Genomic DNA, 17,718 nt, shown 5'->3' with positions numbered 1-17,718 from the left:
CGCCTGCCGAAAAGGTTTTGAATTGCTGGCGGATTGGGAACACGCGGACTCGGCGCTCCGCGCTCCGTGGTTTGGGCAACATGCCATTACCTTGGCAGCCACATTTTTCAGGCGAGCTCTTACGCTGCATAATGCCGCGCCACTTTTCGAATCGCTTCGGCCACACTCACGATGTGGTCCTCCGTCATCGCCTCATGGATCGTGATCCGGATGCCAGTTTGCAAGATTGCCTCGGCTTCGCGCGTCTGATGTTTCGAGTAATCCATCGTCGTCAGCCCGAATTCGCGAATGGGCCATCGCCCATCGAAGAAGGCGTGCTTCAAAAACACCGGGTTGCGATGTAACGGCACCGGGATGTAGCCAGCAGAAGCTTCCGCGCCCTCCGCTGCCAGTGCCTTCACAAACTCCGCACGGTCGCAGCGAAACGCGCCCGGCTTAATGCGGAAAAAGTAGAACCAGTATCCACAGCGGTCTTCGGGATGCACCTGATGCGGCAACAAGCCGGGCAGACGGGCGATTTTTTCCGTAAGCAGATTCCCCAGACGGGCGCGTTTGCTGATGATGCCTTCGAGTCGTTCCAGTTGGGCCGCCGCCACCGCCGCCTGCGGTTCGCTCATCCGATAATTCGTGGCGAACGATTCGAACAAGCCGCCTTTGAGACGATCAAATCCCTTGTCACCGAACTTTTGCAACAGGGGGCCGAATCGTTCGTCATTTGAGCCGACAAGACCGCCGTCGCCGCAGGTGATGTGCTTCGAGTTTTGCAACGAGAAGCAAGCGAAATGGCCGATGGTGCCGATGGGTTGCCCGCGATACTTCGCGCCCCAGGCTTGCGCCGCGTCCTCGATCAACAGCAGCCCATGCTTGTCCGCGATGGCCTTCAATGCCTGCATGTCGCACGGATTGCCACACAGATGCACGGCGATGATGGCCTTGGTCTTGGGCGTGATGCGGCGCTCAACATCGGCTGGGTCGAGATTGTAAGTGCTGCCACCAAGGTCGGCGAACACCGGCACGCCTTGCTGATAGATTACGCCGATGACCGTGCCGATGTCCGTGATCGGCGACGTGATGACTTCATCGCCCGGCCCGATGCCCGTCGCGGCGACAGCGATGTGCAACGCCGCCGTGCCAGACGAGCACGGCATGACGTATTTCACCGGACATACTTTCTTGAACCGCTCGATCAACAGCGTTGTCTGCGGGCCTTTCCAATAAAAGAGCGAGTCCTGACCGAGCATGGCGTTCAGTCGCTCGCGTTCCGGCTCGCCCCAGCGGATGGGCAGTTTCGGCGATTGTTTGACCGCCTTCTCGCCGCCGTTAATCGCGAGTTTCGTCGCGGCACCAGACTCGGCCGCCGTCGCATTCGCCGGAGTGAGCGCGCCAGTGAGCAACGCCGCCGAGGAGGCAGCAAGGAACTCGCGGCGTGACATTGAATCGGAGGCGGACATGAGCGGAGAATATTCGATCAAGGGAACAGTGAACAAGCCACAAATGAACCGGCTTGAAAGAATGTGCGCAGGACCGGCAGCGTCGTAGCCGACGAGGTAACGAGGCGGACAATTTCGACCAATCCCCCTGACAAATCCACCTATCCACGTTGCCGGAGCGCGGACAGCCTTGTCCGCGTGTTTCGTTCACGGTTTCGCGAACTTGCGGACAAAGCTGTCCGCGCTCCGCAGCGACACGAGCACGATGTCCGGCAACAAACCGTCGAGTTCTACGTCGGTGGCTACCATCTTCGGACAGACTTGAAGCATCCTGCGTGAAGTCGTCGCGCACGCAGTGGAAACTTCCACGCTTCACGCCTCACGCTTCACATTTCACGCCTCACGCCTCACGTTTCACGCCTTTCTCAATCTCCCGCTCCAACCGCGCCATCTCCTTCTTCAACGCCGTCGCGATACGATGCTTCGTCACATACACATTGGCCAGGCTGACCCCCAGCGACTTGGCCACGTCCGCGGCCGGCCATTCCTTGAGCACGTTCAGATCGAACATCTGAATTTGCTTCAGACTGAACTTTGCTTTCAGCCGCTCCAGCGCCGTCGCCAGCAAATTCTTGCGCCACTCGGTTTCGAACAGTGCGTCCAGATTGATCGCCGCCGGATCAGCAACGCGCTCGATCGTTGCCGTGCGCGCCGTGTCATCGCGTTGGAGTTCACGCTTTAGCGTGCCCTGGAAAACCGCCGGTTGGGGACAAGCTGAAGCTTGAACTCCAACCTGTCTCCGTTTCTTGAACTGGTCCTTGATCCGCCACGAAGTCTGATTGAGCAACCACGTCTTGAACCGGCACACCTTGGGATCGTACCGGAACTCCGGCAGATTCCGCGCCATTGCGATGGCGGTTTCCTGCACGACCTCGTCCGCCTCCGTGTCCGTCAGTCCGGCTTGAATAGCGAAGTCCCGCACGAGCTTGCCATAGACGCGATAAAACTCCTGCCAACTCTCCGCGTCCTCGCCCGTCTTGAGCCGGTTCAGCAAGCTCGGTCGCGTTTGAATGGAAGAATGTTCGTCGCTGGCCATCGTCATCATCCTACTGCTTAAACGTCGTCCAGCGAGGATTCTTACAAAAGAAATGCCGTGTCACCGGAGCGGAAGATACTCAACTCGATCACGGAAGTCCTCCGGCTCACATACCTTCGCGATCATTTCCAAGTCCGCGATGCACCGGCCGATGGTCACGCGCAACTGATGAGCGTAGATCACTCCGGCGAAGGATCGCCCGCTGGTCTGGCGCGCCTGTGCTTCGCGCAGCAGGTCCTCGTCCCGGCTAAACAGCACGCGGCCGAGGGTACGCGCGCGGTCGAGCAACTGATCGTCGGGAAGTTTTCTGGTGCCGTCCTCCTGAGCCGTGAGCGCATCAAAACCGCGGTCCTTCAACGCCCTTGTGATCGGAGCCGGCACATGCACATCCATGTAGAGCGCGACGCTCACGCCAGCCTGCCAAGCCGGCGCAGACGCTGCCTTGCTGGTGACTCCTTGGCTTGCGCCGTTGCCGTTTCCACACCTCGCAGACTTCTCTCAATCTCCCGATCGAACTCCGCCTGATGATCAAAATAGTGGCCCAAGGCGGCGTGGATCTGCGCGAGCGAAAGATGCGGATGCTGGTAATGCATCTCTTCGGGACTCCAGCCATAAGCCAGATGATCCAGCACGATTTCGATGACCTTGACATTGGTGTCATCCACCCAGGCGCGACCTTCAGTGTCGAGCCGGATATGTGGTGCAGTAGCTACTTCTGGCATGGTTCGACACTCGCAGGAACATTCTCACGCGTCAATGGCTTCGTTGCTGGTCCATTCCCGCCAACTCTCCGCGTCCTCGCCCGTCTTGAGCCGGTTCAGCAAACTCGGTCGCGTTTGAATGGAAGAATGTTCTTGGCTGGCCATCGTCATCATCCTACCGCTTAATCGTCGTCCAGCGAGGATTCTTACAAAAGAAATTCGGCAATTTGAATGGGAACGCAGGCATCCACCTCCCACGCGACCCGCGCCCCGGTTATTCCCCCAAGCCCGGATTCAGTTGCCAACAACGACCGACCTCTGCCCTCTGATCTCCGACCACCGATCTCTGATCTTTGATCACTTTCCTTGTAAGGATTTCCCAACCGCGTCGTTTAAGCGCCAGCAAGCTATGAAAGCGCCACGAACCAAAGTTCAAGTGCGGGGTAACCCGAAACAACAAGGAACGGTAAGATGAAAATACCACCATTCAAGAGGCCGAAATGCCCGGTGTTCGTGGTAGCCGGTTTAGGCGGCCTCTTCACCGTCGTGAATCTTGCCTCCGGCGAAGCTTGGACACCCACCAGCGCGCCTTCGCATGCTTGGAAAGCCGTCGCCTGTTCGGCGGATGGCAACAAACTGGTGGCGGCAGGAGTGAACATAGGTTGCGGTTACGGATGCATTTTCCATCCCATTCCGATTTACACCTCAACGAATTCAGGCGCGACGTGGACGCAGACCAGCGCGCCGAGTAACCTTTGGTCGTCTGTCGCCTCGTCAGCGGATGGAACCAAATTGGTGGCGGTGGTTGGTGACCGTTCAAAGGACTGGGTCGGTTACGTTAACTATCAAGTCGGCGAGATTTACACCTCAACTGATTCAGGGGCCACTTGGACACAGACCAGTGCGCCCACCACGAACTGGAGTTCCGTCGCCTCTTCGGCGGATGGGACCAAAATCATTGCGGCATCAGGAGGGCGCTCCGGGCTTGGTACTCCTCCCGGCCCGATTTACACCTCCACGGATACGGGCGCCACCTGGACAGCCACCAGCGCGCCCACCTCACTTTGGACATCTGTCGCCACCTCGGCGGATGGAACCAAATTGGTGGCGGCAATTTATTCTGACGAGTTTGGAAACGCCGGCTTGATTTACACCTCTTTGGATTCAGGCGCCATTTGGGGGCAGACGACCGCGCCGAGTAACTACTGGTCTTCCGTCGCTTCCGCGGCAGATGGAATGAAACTGGTTGCGGCGGCGGAGTCTGGAGAGATTTACACCTCTTTGGATTCAGGCGCCAATTGGGTGCAGACCACCGCGTCAACTAACTACTACTGGTCTTCCGTCGCTTCCTCGGCAGATGGAACGAGGCTGGTGGCAGTGCCAGGAAGCAGATACGCCTACTCCTACTCCGACCCGATTTACACCTCGTCGAATTCAGGCGCCACTTGGACGCAGACAATTTCGGCGAGCAACAACTGGTCCTCTGTCGCTTCCTCGGCGGAGGGATCGAAACTGGTGGCGGCAGCTTATACTGACGAATTTGGAAACTACGGCCTGATTTACACCACGCAATCCACCTCAACGCCGTTGTTGAGCATCGGGCGGTTGGGTTGCAACGCTGTTGTTTCCTGGCTCGTGCCCTCGACCAGCTTTGTGTTGCAACAGAACTCGGATTTAACCACGACGAACTGGACGGATGTGCCAACACCTCCAACGTTCAATTTCACGAACCTGCACTATGAGGTGATTGTGTCACCGTCTCCAGGCCAACGTTTCTATCGGCTCAAGCAGCAGTGAAGAATGATGATATGCAAGTGGGAGAATGGAAAGCACTGCCGTTTCAAGTTCCCCTGACCAAGAAAGACAAATGAAAATGAAAACCAAGACTCTGTTCCCCTGCGCCGGGATTTTCCTGGCCACGCTTATGACTGGTTTCAGCCAGCCAACTTTCACTAAGCATCCTACGAATCAATCCGTCAGCCTCGGCGCTAACGTCCAATTCATGTCATTGGCCACGAGCACCAATCCCCCACTCACCTATCAATGGCGGTTGACGGCAACAAATCTCGCGGCTCAGACGAATGCCAGTCTAAGCCGGACGAACGTGCAACTTGCTGACGCAGGCGATTATGACGTGGTGGCGACCGACAGTTCCAGCTCGACCACCAGCCACGTTGCCCACCTGGAGGTTGACCCCACCTTCACGAAAATCACCACCGGCAGCATTGTAACTGAGGTCGGAGTTGGTGGTGGATACGGTTGCGCCTGGGGGGACTACGACAACGATGGGTTCATTGATCTGATCCTCACAAGTCCTTTCAGGATTTTGTCCAACACCGTTAGAACGAATGTCCTCTTTCATAATGCCGGGGACGGAACTTTCACAAAGATTACAAACAGCCTCATTGTAAGCGAGGCCCGAGACTGGCGTGGTTGCGCCTGGGCGGATTATGACAACGACGGGGATCTGGACCTGTTCGTAACTAGTACCGATGCCAACGGCTTCGCCGCCCAAAACGAACTCTTCCGAAACAATGGTGACGGCAGCTTCACGAAAATGACTTCGAGCAATGTTGGCGCCATTGTCTCCACGGCCGCCGGCGGTTCGGAGCACTGTGTCTGGGCCGATTACGACAACGATGGGTTTCTCGACATGTTCGTGGCGAGGTTCGGACCCGATTGGCTATTCCACAACAACGCCGATGGCACGTTCGCCAAAATGACGAATACGGCTGTGGGGCTCGTCCAGGACACTCGGGAGAGCTACGGCGCCATGTGGGGCGATTACGACAACGATGGCCGCCCCGATCTTTTTGTGGCAGTCAAAGATGATAATGGGATCAACCAGACCAATTTCCTTTATTATAACCAGGGGAATGGCACATTCACAAGGATCGTTGCCGGCAGCATTGCAACCAACAACGAGTATTCCGTCGCCTGTGCCTGGAGTGACTACGACAACGACGGTTACTTGGATCTCTTTGTGGTTAATGGCAAGTATCACGTGGCCACCAATTCGCTCTATCACAACAACGGCGACGGCACGTTTACGAAGATGACGAGCAACATCGTGGGCAGCGTCGCGAGCGACGCGGCCTCCTTCTCTTCATGCGCATGGGCGGACTACGACAACGATGGCTTCATTGATTTGTTTGTGACCCGCGGTAGCGGTGAAGATTCTCCTGGCCCCAATTTTCTCTACCACAACAATGGCGACGGCACGTTCACCCGGATTTACGCCGGCAGTCCTGTCAACGACTTGGGCGTCTGCTGGAATTGTGCCTGGGGGGACTATGACAACGATGGGTTTCTCGATCTCTTTGTTACCCACCCCGTACTCGATTTTATTAACAACGTGCCAACTCCGAATCTTCTCTACCGGAACAACGGCAACAGCAACGGCTGGCTCACGGTCAAATTGGTGGGGACAGCCTCCAACCGCTCGGCGATTGGCGCGAAGGTGCGGGTGCAAGCGAGCATCCGTGGCAAAATGATGTGGCAGATTCGCGAAATCAACTCCGGCCACGGCGCTGGTGGTGCTTCCCTCTTTGCCCACTTTGGCCTGGGTGATGCCACGAACATCGACCTCGTCCGCATCGAATGGCCTTCGGGAATCGTTCAAACAATTACCAACGTGGCCCCAAAACAGTCCTTGACCGTAGTGGAACATCAGCAGCCAGGCGTCGTCAGCACACCGAGCTTGTCGAGTGTGTCGCTCGCAACCAACGGCGCGGTCAATTTGTCCGTCACGGGCGACACCAACTTACTTTACTTGTTTGAGGCCTCAACCAACCTGGTCAATTGGACAAAAGTGGGTGTTAGATCAAACGCCACGGGTATCGTTGGTTTTACAGACATCAAGGCTACAAATTATGTCAACCGCTTTTACCGTGTCTCGGTTCCTTAAGAATCCTGCTCGACTGCGCGGGTGGCGTGCTTTGCTGCTGCACTCCATGTGTGCGCCAAAACGAGCTTGAAAGTTCAGTAACGAAAGGCACAATTATGAATACGAAACCACAATTTCAGCGAGCTTTCACTCTGATCGAATTACTGGTGGTCATCGCGATCATCGCAATCCTGGCGGGCCTACTGCTACCAGTTCTGGGCGGAGCGAAAGAACGCGCGAAGGTTGTTCAGTGCTTGAGCAATCAGCGGCAGATCGGCGTCGCGTTTCAGATGTATCGTGACGATAATCAGACGAAATTTCCGCCAATCGGCCCGGGCGGCGTAGCTTTTTCATTTCAGTTTGGGGGAGGCGATCCGAACACGATTATCCCCCAGCCGGTGGCAGCGACGAATCGACCGCTGTGGCGCTACGCCCCCAAGCGTGAGTTGTTCCGGTGTCCGTCGGACCGCGGCATCGACACCGTTAATTTCAAGTGGTCAAACTGGTTCGAAGCGCTGGGCACGTCTTACAAATACAACGAGAATCCCTGGGTCGCGCAAACGCGAAACCAGTTGGTTGATATTGAAATGGGTTTTGCGCTCAAGCCCGAGAGTTGGATCCAATCGCCTTCGCGTCACATCCTCATGCACGAGCCTCCCGCGTTGCCAAACGACAATGGGAATTCCCCGATGATCAATTACTCACATTACAGCCAGGGCCCGTCCACTGTGCACAGTTATAAAGAAATGCGGAACCGAAGCAGCGCGACCGTTCTGTTCGTGGATAGCCACGCCATCCATCGCGACTTCAAGCGTTTCATTCTGGCCAACACTACTTACCCAGCCGAACCGACTGCGGAATGGATTTGGTACAAGGCCAAATAGGAATGACCGAGGTTGTCATCCAAGTACCATCATTGAAGAAGACGTATTCCCCTCGCAATCGCCTTGAACTCCTTGTCCTCATGGTCCCAGCATAAATCGAACATCAAGCCCTGGTCGAAGGCCTTTTTTTCACAGGCCTCTCTGAGATAGCGATATGCTTTAGGTTTGTCGCCAAGGCGCGCGTAGAGTGTGGCGATTTCATAGAGGTCTGGTTTGGATTCCTGCAAAGCCAGTTCAAGCCGCTTGCTCCAATATCCATTCACGGGGTCCTGCCGACTCGCCTCACGCAACGTCTCAAAAAAGAACTCCCTTTTGGAACTGGTCCTGCCGACTGCCTTTTCGCCTTCTTCAAACTCGTCGATCGCCGCCATGAAACTGGTCTGCTCCAGGTAAACTCGACCAATCCAGTAATGGGCAGTTTCCTGTCGGCCCTCCATTTCAAGAGATTCTCGATAATGCTTCAGAGCCTCCTCAAACCGTCTGGTTGCAAAGTAAGGGTGTCCAAGATGGTGGTCGATGATCGGATTAGAAGGTGACAGCCGCTTGGCAATCTTGTACTGCTCTAACGCCTCACCCGGTCTGCCGCTCTGAACCAGGAAGTATCCGTAATAATTGTGGGCCGACGTCTCCCCTTCCTTTGACGCTGCGCGCTTCTGGGTGGCCAAACGAGCCTCCGCGAGCGCCTCAGGGAATTGCCAATCGATCCACTTGATCATCGACGAAGCGGCGCGAGATTCGGCAAGATTCGAATCCATCTCCATCAACTGTTTGGCGATTGCGCGAAGGTGCGCGCGATCGACGGCCGAAGCACCCTGCTCCGCGGCACCTCGACTTACCAAGGCCCGAAAAACGCCATACCGAGCTGGAACAAAACTCGGGTCGAGTTCAACGGCTCTATTAAAGTAACCCAATGCTGTGCGAACCCGTTCAGCAGATCTGCCTTGAACAACGTGGTTGCCTTCACCTACGAGGTCGTTCACTTCTGGGTTTGCCGAATGGTGGTACGGATCACGCGGGCTTTGCCTGAGAACAACTACGGCGGCCACAGCCACAGCGAGCAAGGAAACAGTCAAGCCAGCCTTTTTGCTGACAGCCAGCCAGTGTTGGAGCGCCCGCTTGCCCTTGACCGATTTGCCACGCTGCAACAGCGCCAGTTCAGCGCGCATCTCCTCTGCCGACTGATAACGTCGCCGGGCTTCGGAGTCGCAAGCTTTGAGAATTATTTCGTTGAGTTCGAAGGCGAGTTTGGCGTCAGGCCAGTCGCGGAGGTCGGGCGGCAGTTGCGGGAATTGGCGGCGCTCAAAACCGGTGAGGGCTTCGTAGAGGACTTTGCCGAGCGCGAAAACGTCGGCTTGCGGCGTGCCGGGGCCTTCGGGCGCGAGGTAACCTTCGGTGCCGACAATCGAACACGTGTCGCTAGCATCCGTCACCAGTCCGATGTCCGCCAGCTTGGGCTTGCCACCGACAAAGATGATGTTCGACGGTTTCACGTCGCGGTGAACGAGGCCGTTTCCGTGCAGGTGCGCGAGGGCTTCGGTGAGCGCGAGGCCGATTTCCAGCACGCGCGCGGCAGGCAGGCGGTCTGTCGTTGGTTGAGAGTCGAGAGCCGGCTCGCGATCTATCGGAGTTGATGTTTGAGTGTTCGGGCGGAGCAGACTGCGGAGGGTTTTGGGAGCGTAAGAACTGGGGTCCTGGAGTGCTGGAGTGCTGGAGTGTTGCGTCGGCAGTGTTTTCCCATTACTCCAAGTCTCCACTACTCCGTCAATCCGCTGGGTTCTGGCGTCGTCCGCCAGCTCCATGACATAATAGAAATAGCCTTCGCCGCGACCGACGTGGAAGAGCGCAAGCTGGCTGGGATGCTCACGTGAGAGGCGCTCGAAGCGCTGGATGCCTTCGAACTCGCGCTGGAACGGGCGGTCGTCCTCGAAGGTGTGACGCCAGACGATCTTCAGGGCGCGCGAGGCTCCGGTGGCGCTTCGCGCAAGCCACACTTCGCCGTACGAACCGCCGCCAATGCGCCGGAGGAGTTCGTAGTCCGGAATGGAAGGAGGTTGAGCGTGGGGAGCCCTGGTTCGAGAGTCGTCGGGTTGATTGAAACCGGTGTTCTTCGCCGACGTCGGCGGCGACACGGACGAGTCAGAACTCTTCGACTCCACTGTGGGTCCGGGAGTCATTTTATCCCGCACATTCATGGGAAGGGTGTTATGGTGGACTCAATCACACAGTCTGGGATGTGTCGAGCGTGAACTTCTTAGACCGATAAGCAATTGGCGAGGCGGCTGGGTGCGACACCGAAACGGAGCGAACGGCAATTACTACCGCGCCAGCAAAGGTTGCGCGTTGCCAAGGCGGACGGCGCGCACTTGTTCCTGGGTCAGTGGAGATTCCTTCAACTTGAGGAGCGCGGACTCAAAGTAGAACAGAGGCGCGAATGAGCCGAAGAGCACGCGACTCGATGGCACCTGCGCCAGCAGGTTGCGGACTCCGCCCACACCTTCGAGCATGGAAATCTCAACGTAAACTTCTCCCGCTGCGATCAAGTCACTGAGTGGCTTGCCGTGGAGCTTGCCCAAGGCGTTCAGGAGAACGAGCCGGAGGCCGGGCGTTTGCTTGACGAGGTCAACCAGCGGCGCGGTGTCCACCGGCTCGACGCGCAGCAACGGATGCATCATGCGTTCATCTTCCATCAGCAGCGCGAGTTGGACAATCATGTGGCGCTCGGTCGCGAGCCGGAGCAGTCGCGCAAAATCCGGGTCATCAAGTCTGTAACCGTGATAGCTGGGATGCAATCGGATGCCGGGCATGTGGTGTTCTTCGGCGCTGCGACGCAACTCTTCCTCCCAATCCGGCAGCTTCGGATTGATCGAACCAAACGGCACCAATAACCCGCGGCCGTGACGGCGACACTCCTCGGCGAGACGAGTGTTGACCGCCGCAATGTCTTTGTGCAGGAGACCTTCGAAGCTGCCCGCCCAAGCTTGCGTCACACCGTGGCTGCGGAGTTTCGCGGCAAGCGCGGCCGTGTCGTCAAAGCGCAGACGACGCAACGGCCAGCGCGAGAGGTTTATGTTGACGTCAATGAAACCCTCGCGCGAGCGCGGCGAGTTGTTTGCGGCGCGGACCTCCATACCCAGCGCGCTGAGACCGATAGCGGCGACCGTCGTTTTGAGGAAGCTGCGCCGATTGAGTTCGGGGAGCGCGCCTGCCTCGGGCGCAGCCGACGACGCCCTCGTCGTCGGCTTTCGCGAAGGGACAAGCGAACCATTGGGTGTCTCCATCGCGCGAAGAGTTCGGCGCGAGGGCGCGCCGAACGGCAGCCGGGGCGGCTGCGCTCCCCATTCAGTAAGTTTTTCGCTCACGCTTTCACCCCTTTCTCCCGCAGGATTGGGCGGAGTAACCGTTTCAAGTTCTCGCCGAGGATGAGTCGCTTGGCCGATTCAGGAATGTCAGCGCCGAACACCTTCGCCAGTTGCGAGGCGAAGCTGCGCCCCCCAACGTCGCTGCCGTAGAGAACGCGCCCGGCGCCAAGCTCGCGTACGGCCATCTCGGTGAAACCTGCCGTCGGATCTCCTCCGCCCAGGTCCGCATACACGTTCTTGTGCGGCCGAATCGCACGCAATCCGATTTCCCAATCACCGCCGGAGTGACCGCAGATGAGTGTCGCTTGTGGATGTCGAGCGGCGAGTTCCGCCAGTTCCATCGGCGTGGATTCACCGGGCAGGTTGCCGGTGATCTTAATCCAGGTGTGTTGAAACACGATGGCCTTCAGTTCCGCCGCGCGGTTGATGAGCGGGTCGAGTTCCGGTGCGTTGCAATGCTCCGCGACCCAGAGTTTCACGCCGACCATCGGGCCGTCACGCACGCAGCGGTTGAGTTCATCGAGGCTGGCTTGCGTGTGTTTCGGGTTGAGATAGACGAAGCCGAACGCGCGGTCGCGAAAGTTGCGCAACGCCCGCAGTACCTCGTCGTTCTCCTGTCGCATTTTTTCCAGCGACGGATCGTAACTCCACTCCATGCCCATGAAGACGCAAAGTCGCGCGATACCCATGCGGTCGGCGTATTCGAGCAGTTTGCCAAGGCGCGCTTCAGGTGTGTCGCCCGGCACGCCAGACAGGTGGCAATGGAGGTCCCAAATATCGAACCGGCTTTCCATGCGATCAATCGCCGAAGACAAGTCCGAAATCCGATGGCCGAAATCCGAAAGAAAACCGAAGCCCGAAGCCCGAATGTGACGGGCGTAAATGGCGTGTTTCGGATTTTGGCATTTGGTATTCTTTCGGTCCTCGGATTTCGGCCTTCGGAACTTTCATTCCCCCGGCCAGACCGGTCGGTGGCGCGGGTTCTCGCCTTTGAAATCGCCCAGGCTCGACCAATAAAGCCGCTTGCCCAAATCGACTTCTGCCACCACCACTTCGCCCCATTGCTTGGCTTGAGCGAGGACCTGACCTTCGCGGTCATAAATCGCGGAGATCATCCAGTTGCTCTTGAGATCGGTGTAGGTGCTGCTGACGAGGAACACGTGGTTCTCGCACGCGCGCGCCGCGGCGAGCATCGGGTTGCAGCCGGCGACCGGAAACGCAATCACCTCCGCACCGCGAATGCTCAACTGCCGCGCGGGTTCGGGGAAGAAACCGTCGTAGCAGATCATGATGCCGACCTTGCCGAAGCGCGTGTCAAACACCGGATACTCGTGGCCGGGCGTGACGCCCGCCTCGATCTCCGTGCGCGGCAGCGTGACCTTACGGTACTTGCCGATAAGTTTGCCGTCCGGTCCGATGAGCACGCCGGTGTTATAGACGAGATGCTTCTCGCGCTCGACCAAACCCGCCACGAGATAAACGCCGTGCTTGCGCGCCAGCTCACCAAAGTATTCGGTCGATGGACCGGGAATCGGCTCCGCAGCTTCGACGTAGGAAAGTCCATTGCCGGTTTGCGTAAGTGTTTCGGGCAGCACAACGAGGTCGGCCTTTTGTCGCGCCGCTTCTTCAATGAACTGCGCGAACTGCCGGCAACTGTCCATGGCTGTCTTCCCGCCTTTGGGCACGTAATGAATGGTGGCGAGACGGACTTTGCGCGACGGCGGCGCGGTGGTTTCGGTCAACGCAACTTCGCTCCACTCCACTTGCGCGCGCGGCGCCCAGCGGAAATACAATTCGACAATTGCCTGGGTCGCTTTCGACGGCGCCTGATAAACGTCGGCGACTTCCGTCCAGCCCTTCGCGTCTGTTGCTCGATCCGGCGGATATTCCGGTTCGGCGACTGGGGCCACGCCGGGCGCGTAGCTCTTGGCGCCGGGTTCATCGTGATACACGGGGCGGCCCTTTTCATCGCGCCATAGAATTCGCGCCAGCACGCTGCGGCGTGGTGACACCACATTTTCGACCCGCCGCACTGCGCGGAAGCCGTAGTATTGGCCGCCCTTGACAGGAAAAGCCTTGGTCCAATGGCCGTCCAAACCTTCGCGGTCATCGGCGCGAATGATGAGACTGCCGTCGTGATTTGGTCCGCCGTGTTTCTTGAACTCGAAGGTGGGGCGGATTTCGTCGCGCTGCGCCACTCCGCTCCAGCCGTCGGCACCAAGGTTTGACTCATTGTTGCTTGCCGCCAATAACGAGTGGGCAACAACCAGAGAAACCGCGACGAGAACGCAAATAATTGACCGGAGCGCCGACGTTGAAAGAATTGGGGAGCGCAGCCGCCCCGGCTGTCGTTCGGCGCGCCCTCGCGCCGAACCCTCTCCGCGCAGCGTAATCGAAATGATGTGACCAAACGACTGAGGAAGCGGACGACGCGGGCGTCTTCGGCAGCGCCCGAGGCGGGCGCGCTCCCCAAACTCAATTGCGCCATCGCATCTCGCTTTCATAACTCGATTCCTATCATTGAGATTTGTTTTCTGATTTGGTGACGACCGACGCCGGCAGCAAATAACGCCATAGTTCGGCTTTCGACCCAAAATAGACGGCGTCATCCACCAGCGCAAATCCACAATTCACTTTGACGGGAGCATCACCTGTGTGAACAAGTTTGCCCCGGTCAGGATCAAGAACGTAAACCCCCTTCGTCGTCAGTCCAATCAACTTCCCGTTCCGATGTTGCCCCAGCGAAATATCCAGTTGCCCGCCCGGCAGTGTGATCGTTCTCACAACTTTCATCGCCTGTGGGTCAAACTCGAAGAGTTTGTCGCCGACGGTCGCGAAGACTTTGCCATGCGTCGCGAACGTGGCTGGATATTTCGTTGCGCCCGGCACCAGCGCCGTTTCGAAAACCTTGCGCTTCTGTTTCGGATCAAATGCGAAAAACTTTGCCTCCTTTTCACTGGGGCGCGCGCCGCCACCGCCCACAATCGCACTCCCACCAAAGATCAGGCCGCTCTTCGTCTCCCAAGCGAGCGACACGATGCTTTGGTTGGTGACGATGTGCCGGTAGTTCTCGACGGTCTTGTTTTGCCGGGGATCCCAGACACCCAAAGCGCCGCCCAGTTGGCCATAAGGCGGCTCGCTGCCAACGTAGATCAGGTCGTCCGGCCCGCGAATCATTGCTCGCGGACGCAGGTGGCCGTCGCCCACGCCGCCGAAGGAAATCGGGTTGCAATCTGCGCCCGACCCAAACTTCCAGAATGGCTTGGCGGGATCAAAGAGATTCATCACCGAGCCGCCGTAGTAGCAGAGGTAGAGTTTGTGCCGGTCTTCCAGCATGGAGTAAACCTCGCCGCCCGGCATGGCGCCGAGCGCATCGCTGCGGTTCGCACCCGGATCATAGCGGAAAACTTCCAATGGCATCGCCGTGCTGCCGTACACGCAGTTGGACGGCCCGACGCCGAGCACGAAAATGAGATCGCCGTTGCCGGCATACTTGAAAGTGCGCTCGGTTACTTTGCCGCTAGGCGGATCTTTAAGCGAAAACGTGCCGCGGCCAAACTCAACGACTTCGCGGCCGTCGCGAAGTTTCATTGGCGCCTTGCCTGGAGCATTTGTGACGACCACGACTTGTTCGTCGTCGAGGCGTGCCTGCTTGCTGTCGATTTGCGCGTAAGCTTGACCATCCGCGCCGCGCCAGACGGAGACTCCGGTGGCACCTTTCGCAGCGCGGAGGTTGTCCGGCAGAATGCTCTGATGTTTGCGCGTCGCAGGGTCGAACATCACGAGGTCGCCCTTCTCCGTGCCGATGGCGACATAGACCTTGCCGCTCGCTCCCACTGCGAGACTGCGCGCATACATTTCGGTTGGGTGCATTCGTCCGAGATCTTCCATCACGTCCGTCCTCGGATCGAAGCTCACCAGTTTCGCCTGCGGATACGTGCAGGCGTAGAGCTTGCCATCCTTGCCGATATCGTACTGCCACAGGTAATCCTCGGTAGGCGACGGCTTGCCAACGACCACGAGACCTTTCTCCGGTTGTTTCGGATCGAAACGCAACATCAGCGCGCCGTCCCAAGTGCCGAGATAGATTTTGTCGTCTGGCCCTTTGATCAACGCCCACGCGCCCGGACCTTGGGGCGCGTTGAACTGCCGCGCCTCGCCGGTATCCGGATTCACCTGAACGAGAAACAGCAGGCCGCTGAGTTGATTGAAATTGAAGTAGAGCACCTCGCCGCCTTTGCCGTCCGGTCCGACGATGCAACCCATCAACCCGCCTTTGCGCACTGGAATGCCGACCGATTCAAACTTCCCACCGTCGGACTGGGCGGCAGCGAGACAGGTCACGAGACACAGAAAGATCAACCAGCAACGAGCAGTAGCTCTCATGGGTTGAAGCATCCTGCCCTGCAATCAAGAAGCGGGCAAGTGTGAAAACCCGGCAGGCCCTCCCGTTACTGCATCACCATCCCTGCCCTACTCCGGTTTCGGAATGGTGCTGATGGAGTCCGCCGCAATGATCTGATAACGCTTGTCAAACCACTCTTGCGCGGTCTTTGGCTCTTGCGGGCCGGGCGCGGGGAAAACGAAGCGCGACACCACGGCCACGCTGATGACTTGTTTGTCGAAGAGTTTTGGCAGGTGGTCCGGCGTCCGCGTCTCGGCGACGAACTTCGGCGGCTTGCCCAGTTCCGCGAGTTCCTCGTCCTTCAAGCCCGGCGCACCGACGAACGACACAAACACGTCCGCCTTCTCATTTTTCTTCACCATGCGAACATAACGCCGGCCCGAAAGGCCCGTGCCGACTCCGTATTTCGGCTGGTCCTTCGTATCGAGTTCGTACTCCTTGAGTTCATAATCGCCCAGTTTCTTGAGCGCTCGGCGGAAGGAGTCCAACTGCGTCTTTAATTCCGGTTCGCCACCGGTCGGAATCGTGATGAGCACCACACGGGCTTTGTGCGCCACCAATTTCGCCGTTTGCTCGGCCATGACTTCGCCCACCCGCTGGTGCAGCGCGACGTTGTGTTTGGCCGACTTGAACTGCCCAAAGTAAATCCAAGCCGCCGAGCCAAGGATGGCCAGGATCGAAAGCGCGCCGACTGCGATTTGTTTACCTTTGGGAGTCATCGGAGTGATTGGGTGACAAGTTATTTACGTCGTTTGGAATTTTACTGCCATCTCAGTTCGATTCTGGAAAACGCCACTGAATCTCCGCAGCTTGCTTGTCGCGAACACTGGGAATGCGGAACGTGTCGTAGGATTTTACGCTCGTGTCGAAAAACGCAATATTCGAACGGGTGTTCTTATTGTGACGCGCGTTGACCCGCTCGTCCTTGCCGTTGTGAATCCAGAAGCCGTCGAATACGGTTGGCATGCGCGGGAAACGCGCCGCACTGCTGAATTTGTTGGGTGTGGCGGTTCGCGAACGATCCATCGGGATACGCACAAACGGCCACTTCTGCGGGTTGCCGGTCGAGCCATTCATCCCATACCAGCAATCGATATGAAATCGCTTGCCGGTGCTCTCCGAGGGATAGGGCCAGGCCATGGCGCCTTCGGGGTCATCGCGACTGCTGGGACCGAAGCGATAGACCTTGGGGAGCGCGGACGGACAGCGAAAGACCATGGCCCCGCCTGCCACCTTGTAAAACGTGCCGGATTTTTCCGCCGGCAGATATTTGCCGTTGAAGAGCAAGGTCGGCCAGCCTTCCTGGAACTTGGCGCCATTCCGCACGTCGTATTCCGCCGGCACCAGCAGATCGTTGTTGTCGTCCGAATACATCACCAATCCGGTGCCGATCTGCTTGAGGTTATTGACGCACGAAATGCTGCGCGCCTTTTCCTTGGCGAGTGAAAGCGCTGGCAAAAGCAAGGCGGCGAGGATGGAGATGATGGCAATGACCACCAGAAGCTCAACCAGCGTAAACGCCGGCGCAGAATGAGAGCGGCGGCAGCATGAGGCCGGCGAACTTGTAGCAGTTGAATTGCTCCCGGCCTTTCTACTCACGGAACTCATGTTGAAACCATACATTGAGAATCTTCCGGTGCCATCACCAGAAAAAGTTCCATTCCGCACACTTCGTGTACTGGTGCATGCGCGCTGTTGAAATGAACCGGTCATCATAACCAGTCAACCATCACGCAGCCGACGTGCCAACGAACTTCTTGCAACGCGTCGCCGCCACTTGCCAACTCGCGCCACACGCTAAAGCCTGCTTGCTTGATAATCAAATTGGCCGGACTCCTTTAGCCACCCTCCATGATACCTTATTCCGATCAGTGCCGGACCGATTCCGGAACAATCGGATTCCGCAAGTGGAACAAAATACTCTGAGCTATCAATCCGCGCACAAGCAGTGGGACGA

Annotated in this window: 14 protein-coding genes; 3 read left to right on the top strand and 11 right to left on the bottom strand. The window is 57.9% G+C overall.

Translation table 11 applies throughout. The features are described from left to right. Positions 1–119: 119 nt before the first annotated feature. From HY298_00490 to HY298_00475, 4 genes are all read right to left on the bottom strand, one after another. Positions 120–1,451: a DegT/DnrJ/EryC1/StrS family aminotransferase gene (locus tag HY298_00490; protein ID MBI3848757.1), complete on the bottom strand. Its 1,332-nt coding sequence runs from the start codon at positions 1,449–1,451 to the stop codon at positions 120–122. A gap of 379 nt (positions 1,452–1,830) precedes the next feature. After that, positions 1,831–2,526: a sigma-70 family RNA polymerase sigma factor gene (locus HY298_00485; protein MBI3848756.1), complete on the bottom strand. Its 696-nt coding sequence runs from the start codon at positions 2,524–2,526 to the stop codon at positions 1,831–1,833. Between the two features lie 60 nt (positions 2,527–2,586). Then, on the bottom strand, positions 2,587–2,937 hold the full coding sequence (locus HY298_00480) for a DUF5615 family PIN-like protein (GenBank protein ID MBI3848755.1): 351 nt from the start codon (positions 2,935–2,937) through the stop codon (positions 2,587–2,589). Then, positions 2,934–3,248: a DUF433 domain-containing protein gene (locus HY298_00475; protein ID MBI3848754.1), complete on the bottom strand. Its 315-nt coding sequence runs from the start codon at positions 3,246–3,248 to the stop codon at positions 2,934–2,936. Before HY298_00475 ends, HY298_00480 begins: the two co-directional genes overlap by 4 nt. A 450-nt stretch (positions 3,249–3,698) precedes the next feature. On the opposite strand from HY298_00475, the gene HY298_00470 reads away from it, so the two are divergent. The 3 genes from HY298_00470 to HY298_00460 all read left to right on the top strand — a co-directional run bounded on the left by HY298_00470 (position 3,699) and on the right by HY298_00460 (position 7,997). Further along, positions 3,699–5,024: an exo-alpha-sialidase gene (locus HY298_00470; GenBank protein MBI3848753.1), complete on the top strand. Its 1,326-nt coding sequence runs from the start codon at positions 3,699–3,701 to the stop codon at positions 5,022–5,024. 76 nt (positions 5,025–5,100) lie between these two features. Next, a complete protein-coding gene (locus HY298_00465) occupies positions 5,101–7,134 on the top strand; it encodes a VCBS repeat-containing protein (protein MBI3848752.1) in 2,034 nt (677 codons plus the stop codon). A gap of 95 nt (positions 7,135–7,229) precedes the next feature. After that, positions 7,230–7,997, top strand: coding sequence for a prepilin-type N-terminal cleavage/methylation domain-containing protein (locus tag HY298_00460; GenBank protein ID MBI3848751.1), 768 nt, complete (start codon positions 7,230–7,232; stop codon positions 7,995–7,997). A gap of 29 nt (positions 7,998–8,026) precedes the next feature. Here the strand turns inward: HY298_00460 and HY298_00455 are convergent, their stop codons facing one another. The 7 genes from HY298_00455 to HY298_00425 form a co-directional block, all read right to left on the bottom strand. Then, complete coding sequence (locus tag HY298_00455; protein ID MBI3848750.1) at positions 8,027–10,171, bottom strand: protein kinase; 2,145 nt, start codon at positions 10,169–10,171, stop codon at positions 8,027–8,029. A gap of 141 nt (positions 10,172–10,312) precedes the next feature. After that, positions 10,313–11,125, bottom strand: coding sequence for an amidohydrolase family protein (locus HY298_00450; protein MBI3848749.1), 813 nt, complete (start codon positions 11,123–11,125; stop codon positions 10,313–10,315). Positions 11,126–11,352: 227 nt separating this feature from the next. After that, a complete protein-coding gene (locus tag HY298_00445; protein ID MBI3848748.1) occupies positions 11,353–12,150 on the bottom strand; it encodes an amidohydrolase family protein in 798 nt (265 codons plus the stop codon). Between the two features lie 153 nt (positions 12,151–12,303). Then, positions 12,304–13,860, bottom strand: coding sequence for a carbon-nitrogen hydrolase family protein (locus HY298_00440; protein ID MBI3848747.1), 1,557 nt, complete (start codon positions 13,858–13,860; stop codon positions 12,304–12,306). A gap of 13 nt (positions 13,861–13,873) precedes the next feature. Continuing rightward, entirely contained in the window at positions 13,874–15,742 is a 1,869-nt protein-coding gene (locus tag HY298_00435) for a hypothetical protein (protein MBI3848746.1), read from the bottom strand. Between the two features lie 87 nt (positions 15,743–15,829). Continuing rightward, on the bottom strand, positions 15,830–16,480 hold the full coding sequence (locus tag HY298_00430; GenBank protein MBI3848745.1) for a hypothetical protein: 651 nt from the start codon (positions 16,478–16,480) through the stop codon (positions 15,830–15,832). A gap of 52 nt (positions 16,481–16,532) precedes the next feature. After that, positions 16,533–17,369 carry a DUF1559 domain-containing protein gene (locus tag HY298_00425; GenBank protein ID MBI3848744.1) on the bottom strand — a complete coding sequence of 279 codons (837 nt, stop codon included), beginning with the start codon at positions 17,367–17,369 and terminating at the stop codon, positions 16,533–16,535. Positions 17,370–17,718 lie beyond the last annotated feature (349 nt).

Source organism: Verrucomicrobiota bacterium (assembly GCA_016200005.1).
Lineage (GTDB): Bacteria > Verrucomicrobiota > Verrucomicrobiia > Limisphaerales > PALSA-1396 > PALSA-1396.
The sequence above is the reverse complement of the archived record's forward strand: the minus strand, read 5'-3'. Positions and strand labels throughout refer to the sequence as shown.

Excerpts from the sequence above, each read along its gene's own strand:
- HY298_00425 (MBI3848744.1), bottom strand. The coding sequence starts at position 17,369 with ATGAGTTCCGTGAGTAGAAAGGCCGGGAGCAATTCAACTGCTACAAGT.
- HY298_00485 (MBI3848756.1), bottom strand. The coding sequence starts at position 2,526 with ATGGCCAGCGACGAACATTCTTCCATTCAAACGCGACCGAGCTTGCTG.
- HY298_00440 (MBI3848747.1), bottom strand. The coding sequence starts at position 13,860 with ATGAAAGCGAGATGCGATGGCGCAATTGAGTTTGGGGAGCGCGCCCGC.
- HY298_00465 (MBI3848752.1), top strand. The coding sequence starts at position 5,101 with ATGAAAACCAAGACTCTGTTCCCCTGCGCCGGGATTTTCCTGGCCACG.
- HY298_00435 (MBI3848746.1), bottom strand. The coding sequence starts at position 15,742 with ATGAGAGCTACTGCTCGTTGCTGGTTGATCTTTCTGTGTCTCGTGACC.
- HY298_00470 (MBI3848753.1), top strand. The coding sequence starts at position 3,699 with ATGAAAATACCACCATTCAAGAGGCCGAAATGCCCGGTGTTCGTGGTA.
- HY298_00430 (MBI3848745.1), bottom strand. The coding sequence starts at position 16,480 with ATGACTCCCAAAGGTAAACAAATCGCAGTCGGCGCGCTTTCGATCCTG.
- HY298_00450 (MBI3848749.1), bottom strand. The coding sequence starts at position 11,125 with ATGGAGGTCCGCGCCGCAAACAACTCGCCGCGCTCGCGCGAGGGTTTC.
- HY298_00445 (MBI3848748.1), bottom strand. The coding sequence starts at position 12,150 with ATGGAAAGCCGGTTCGATATTTGGGACCTCCATTGCCACCTGTCTGGC.
- HY298_00475 (MBI3848754.1), bottom strand. The coding sequence starts at position 3,248 with ATGCCAGAAGTAGCTACTGCACCACATATCCGGCTCGACACTGAAGGT.
- HY298_00460 (MBI3848751.1), top strand. The coding sequence starts at position 7,230 with ATGAATACGAAACCACAATTTCAGCGAGCTTTCACTCTGATCGAATTA.
- HY298_00455 (MBI3848750.1), bottom strand. The coding sequence starts at position 10,171 with ATGACTCCCGGACCCACAGTGGAGTCGAAGAGTTCTGACTCGTCCGTG.
- HY298_00490 (MBI3848757.1), bottom strand. The coding sequence starts at position 1,451 with ATGTCCGCCTCCGATTCAATGTCACGCCGCGAGTTCCTTGCTGCCTCC.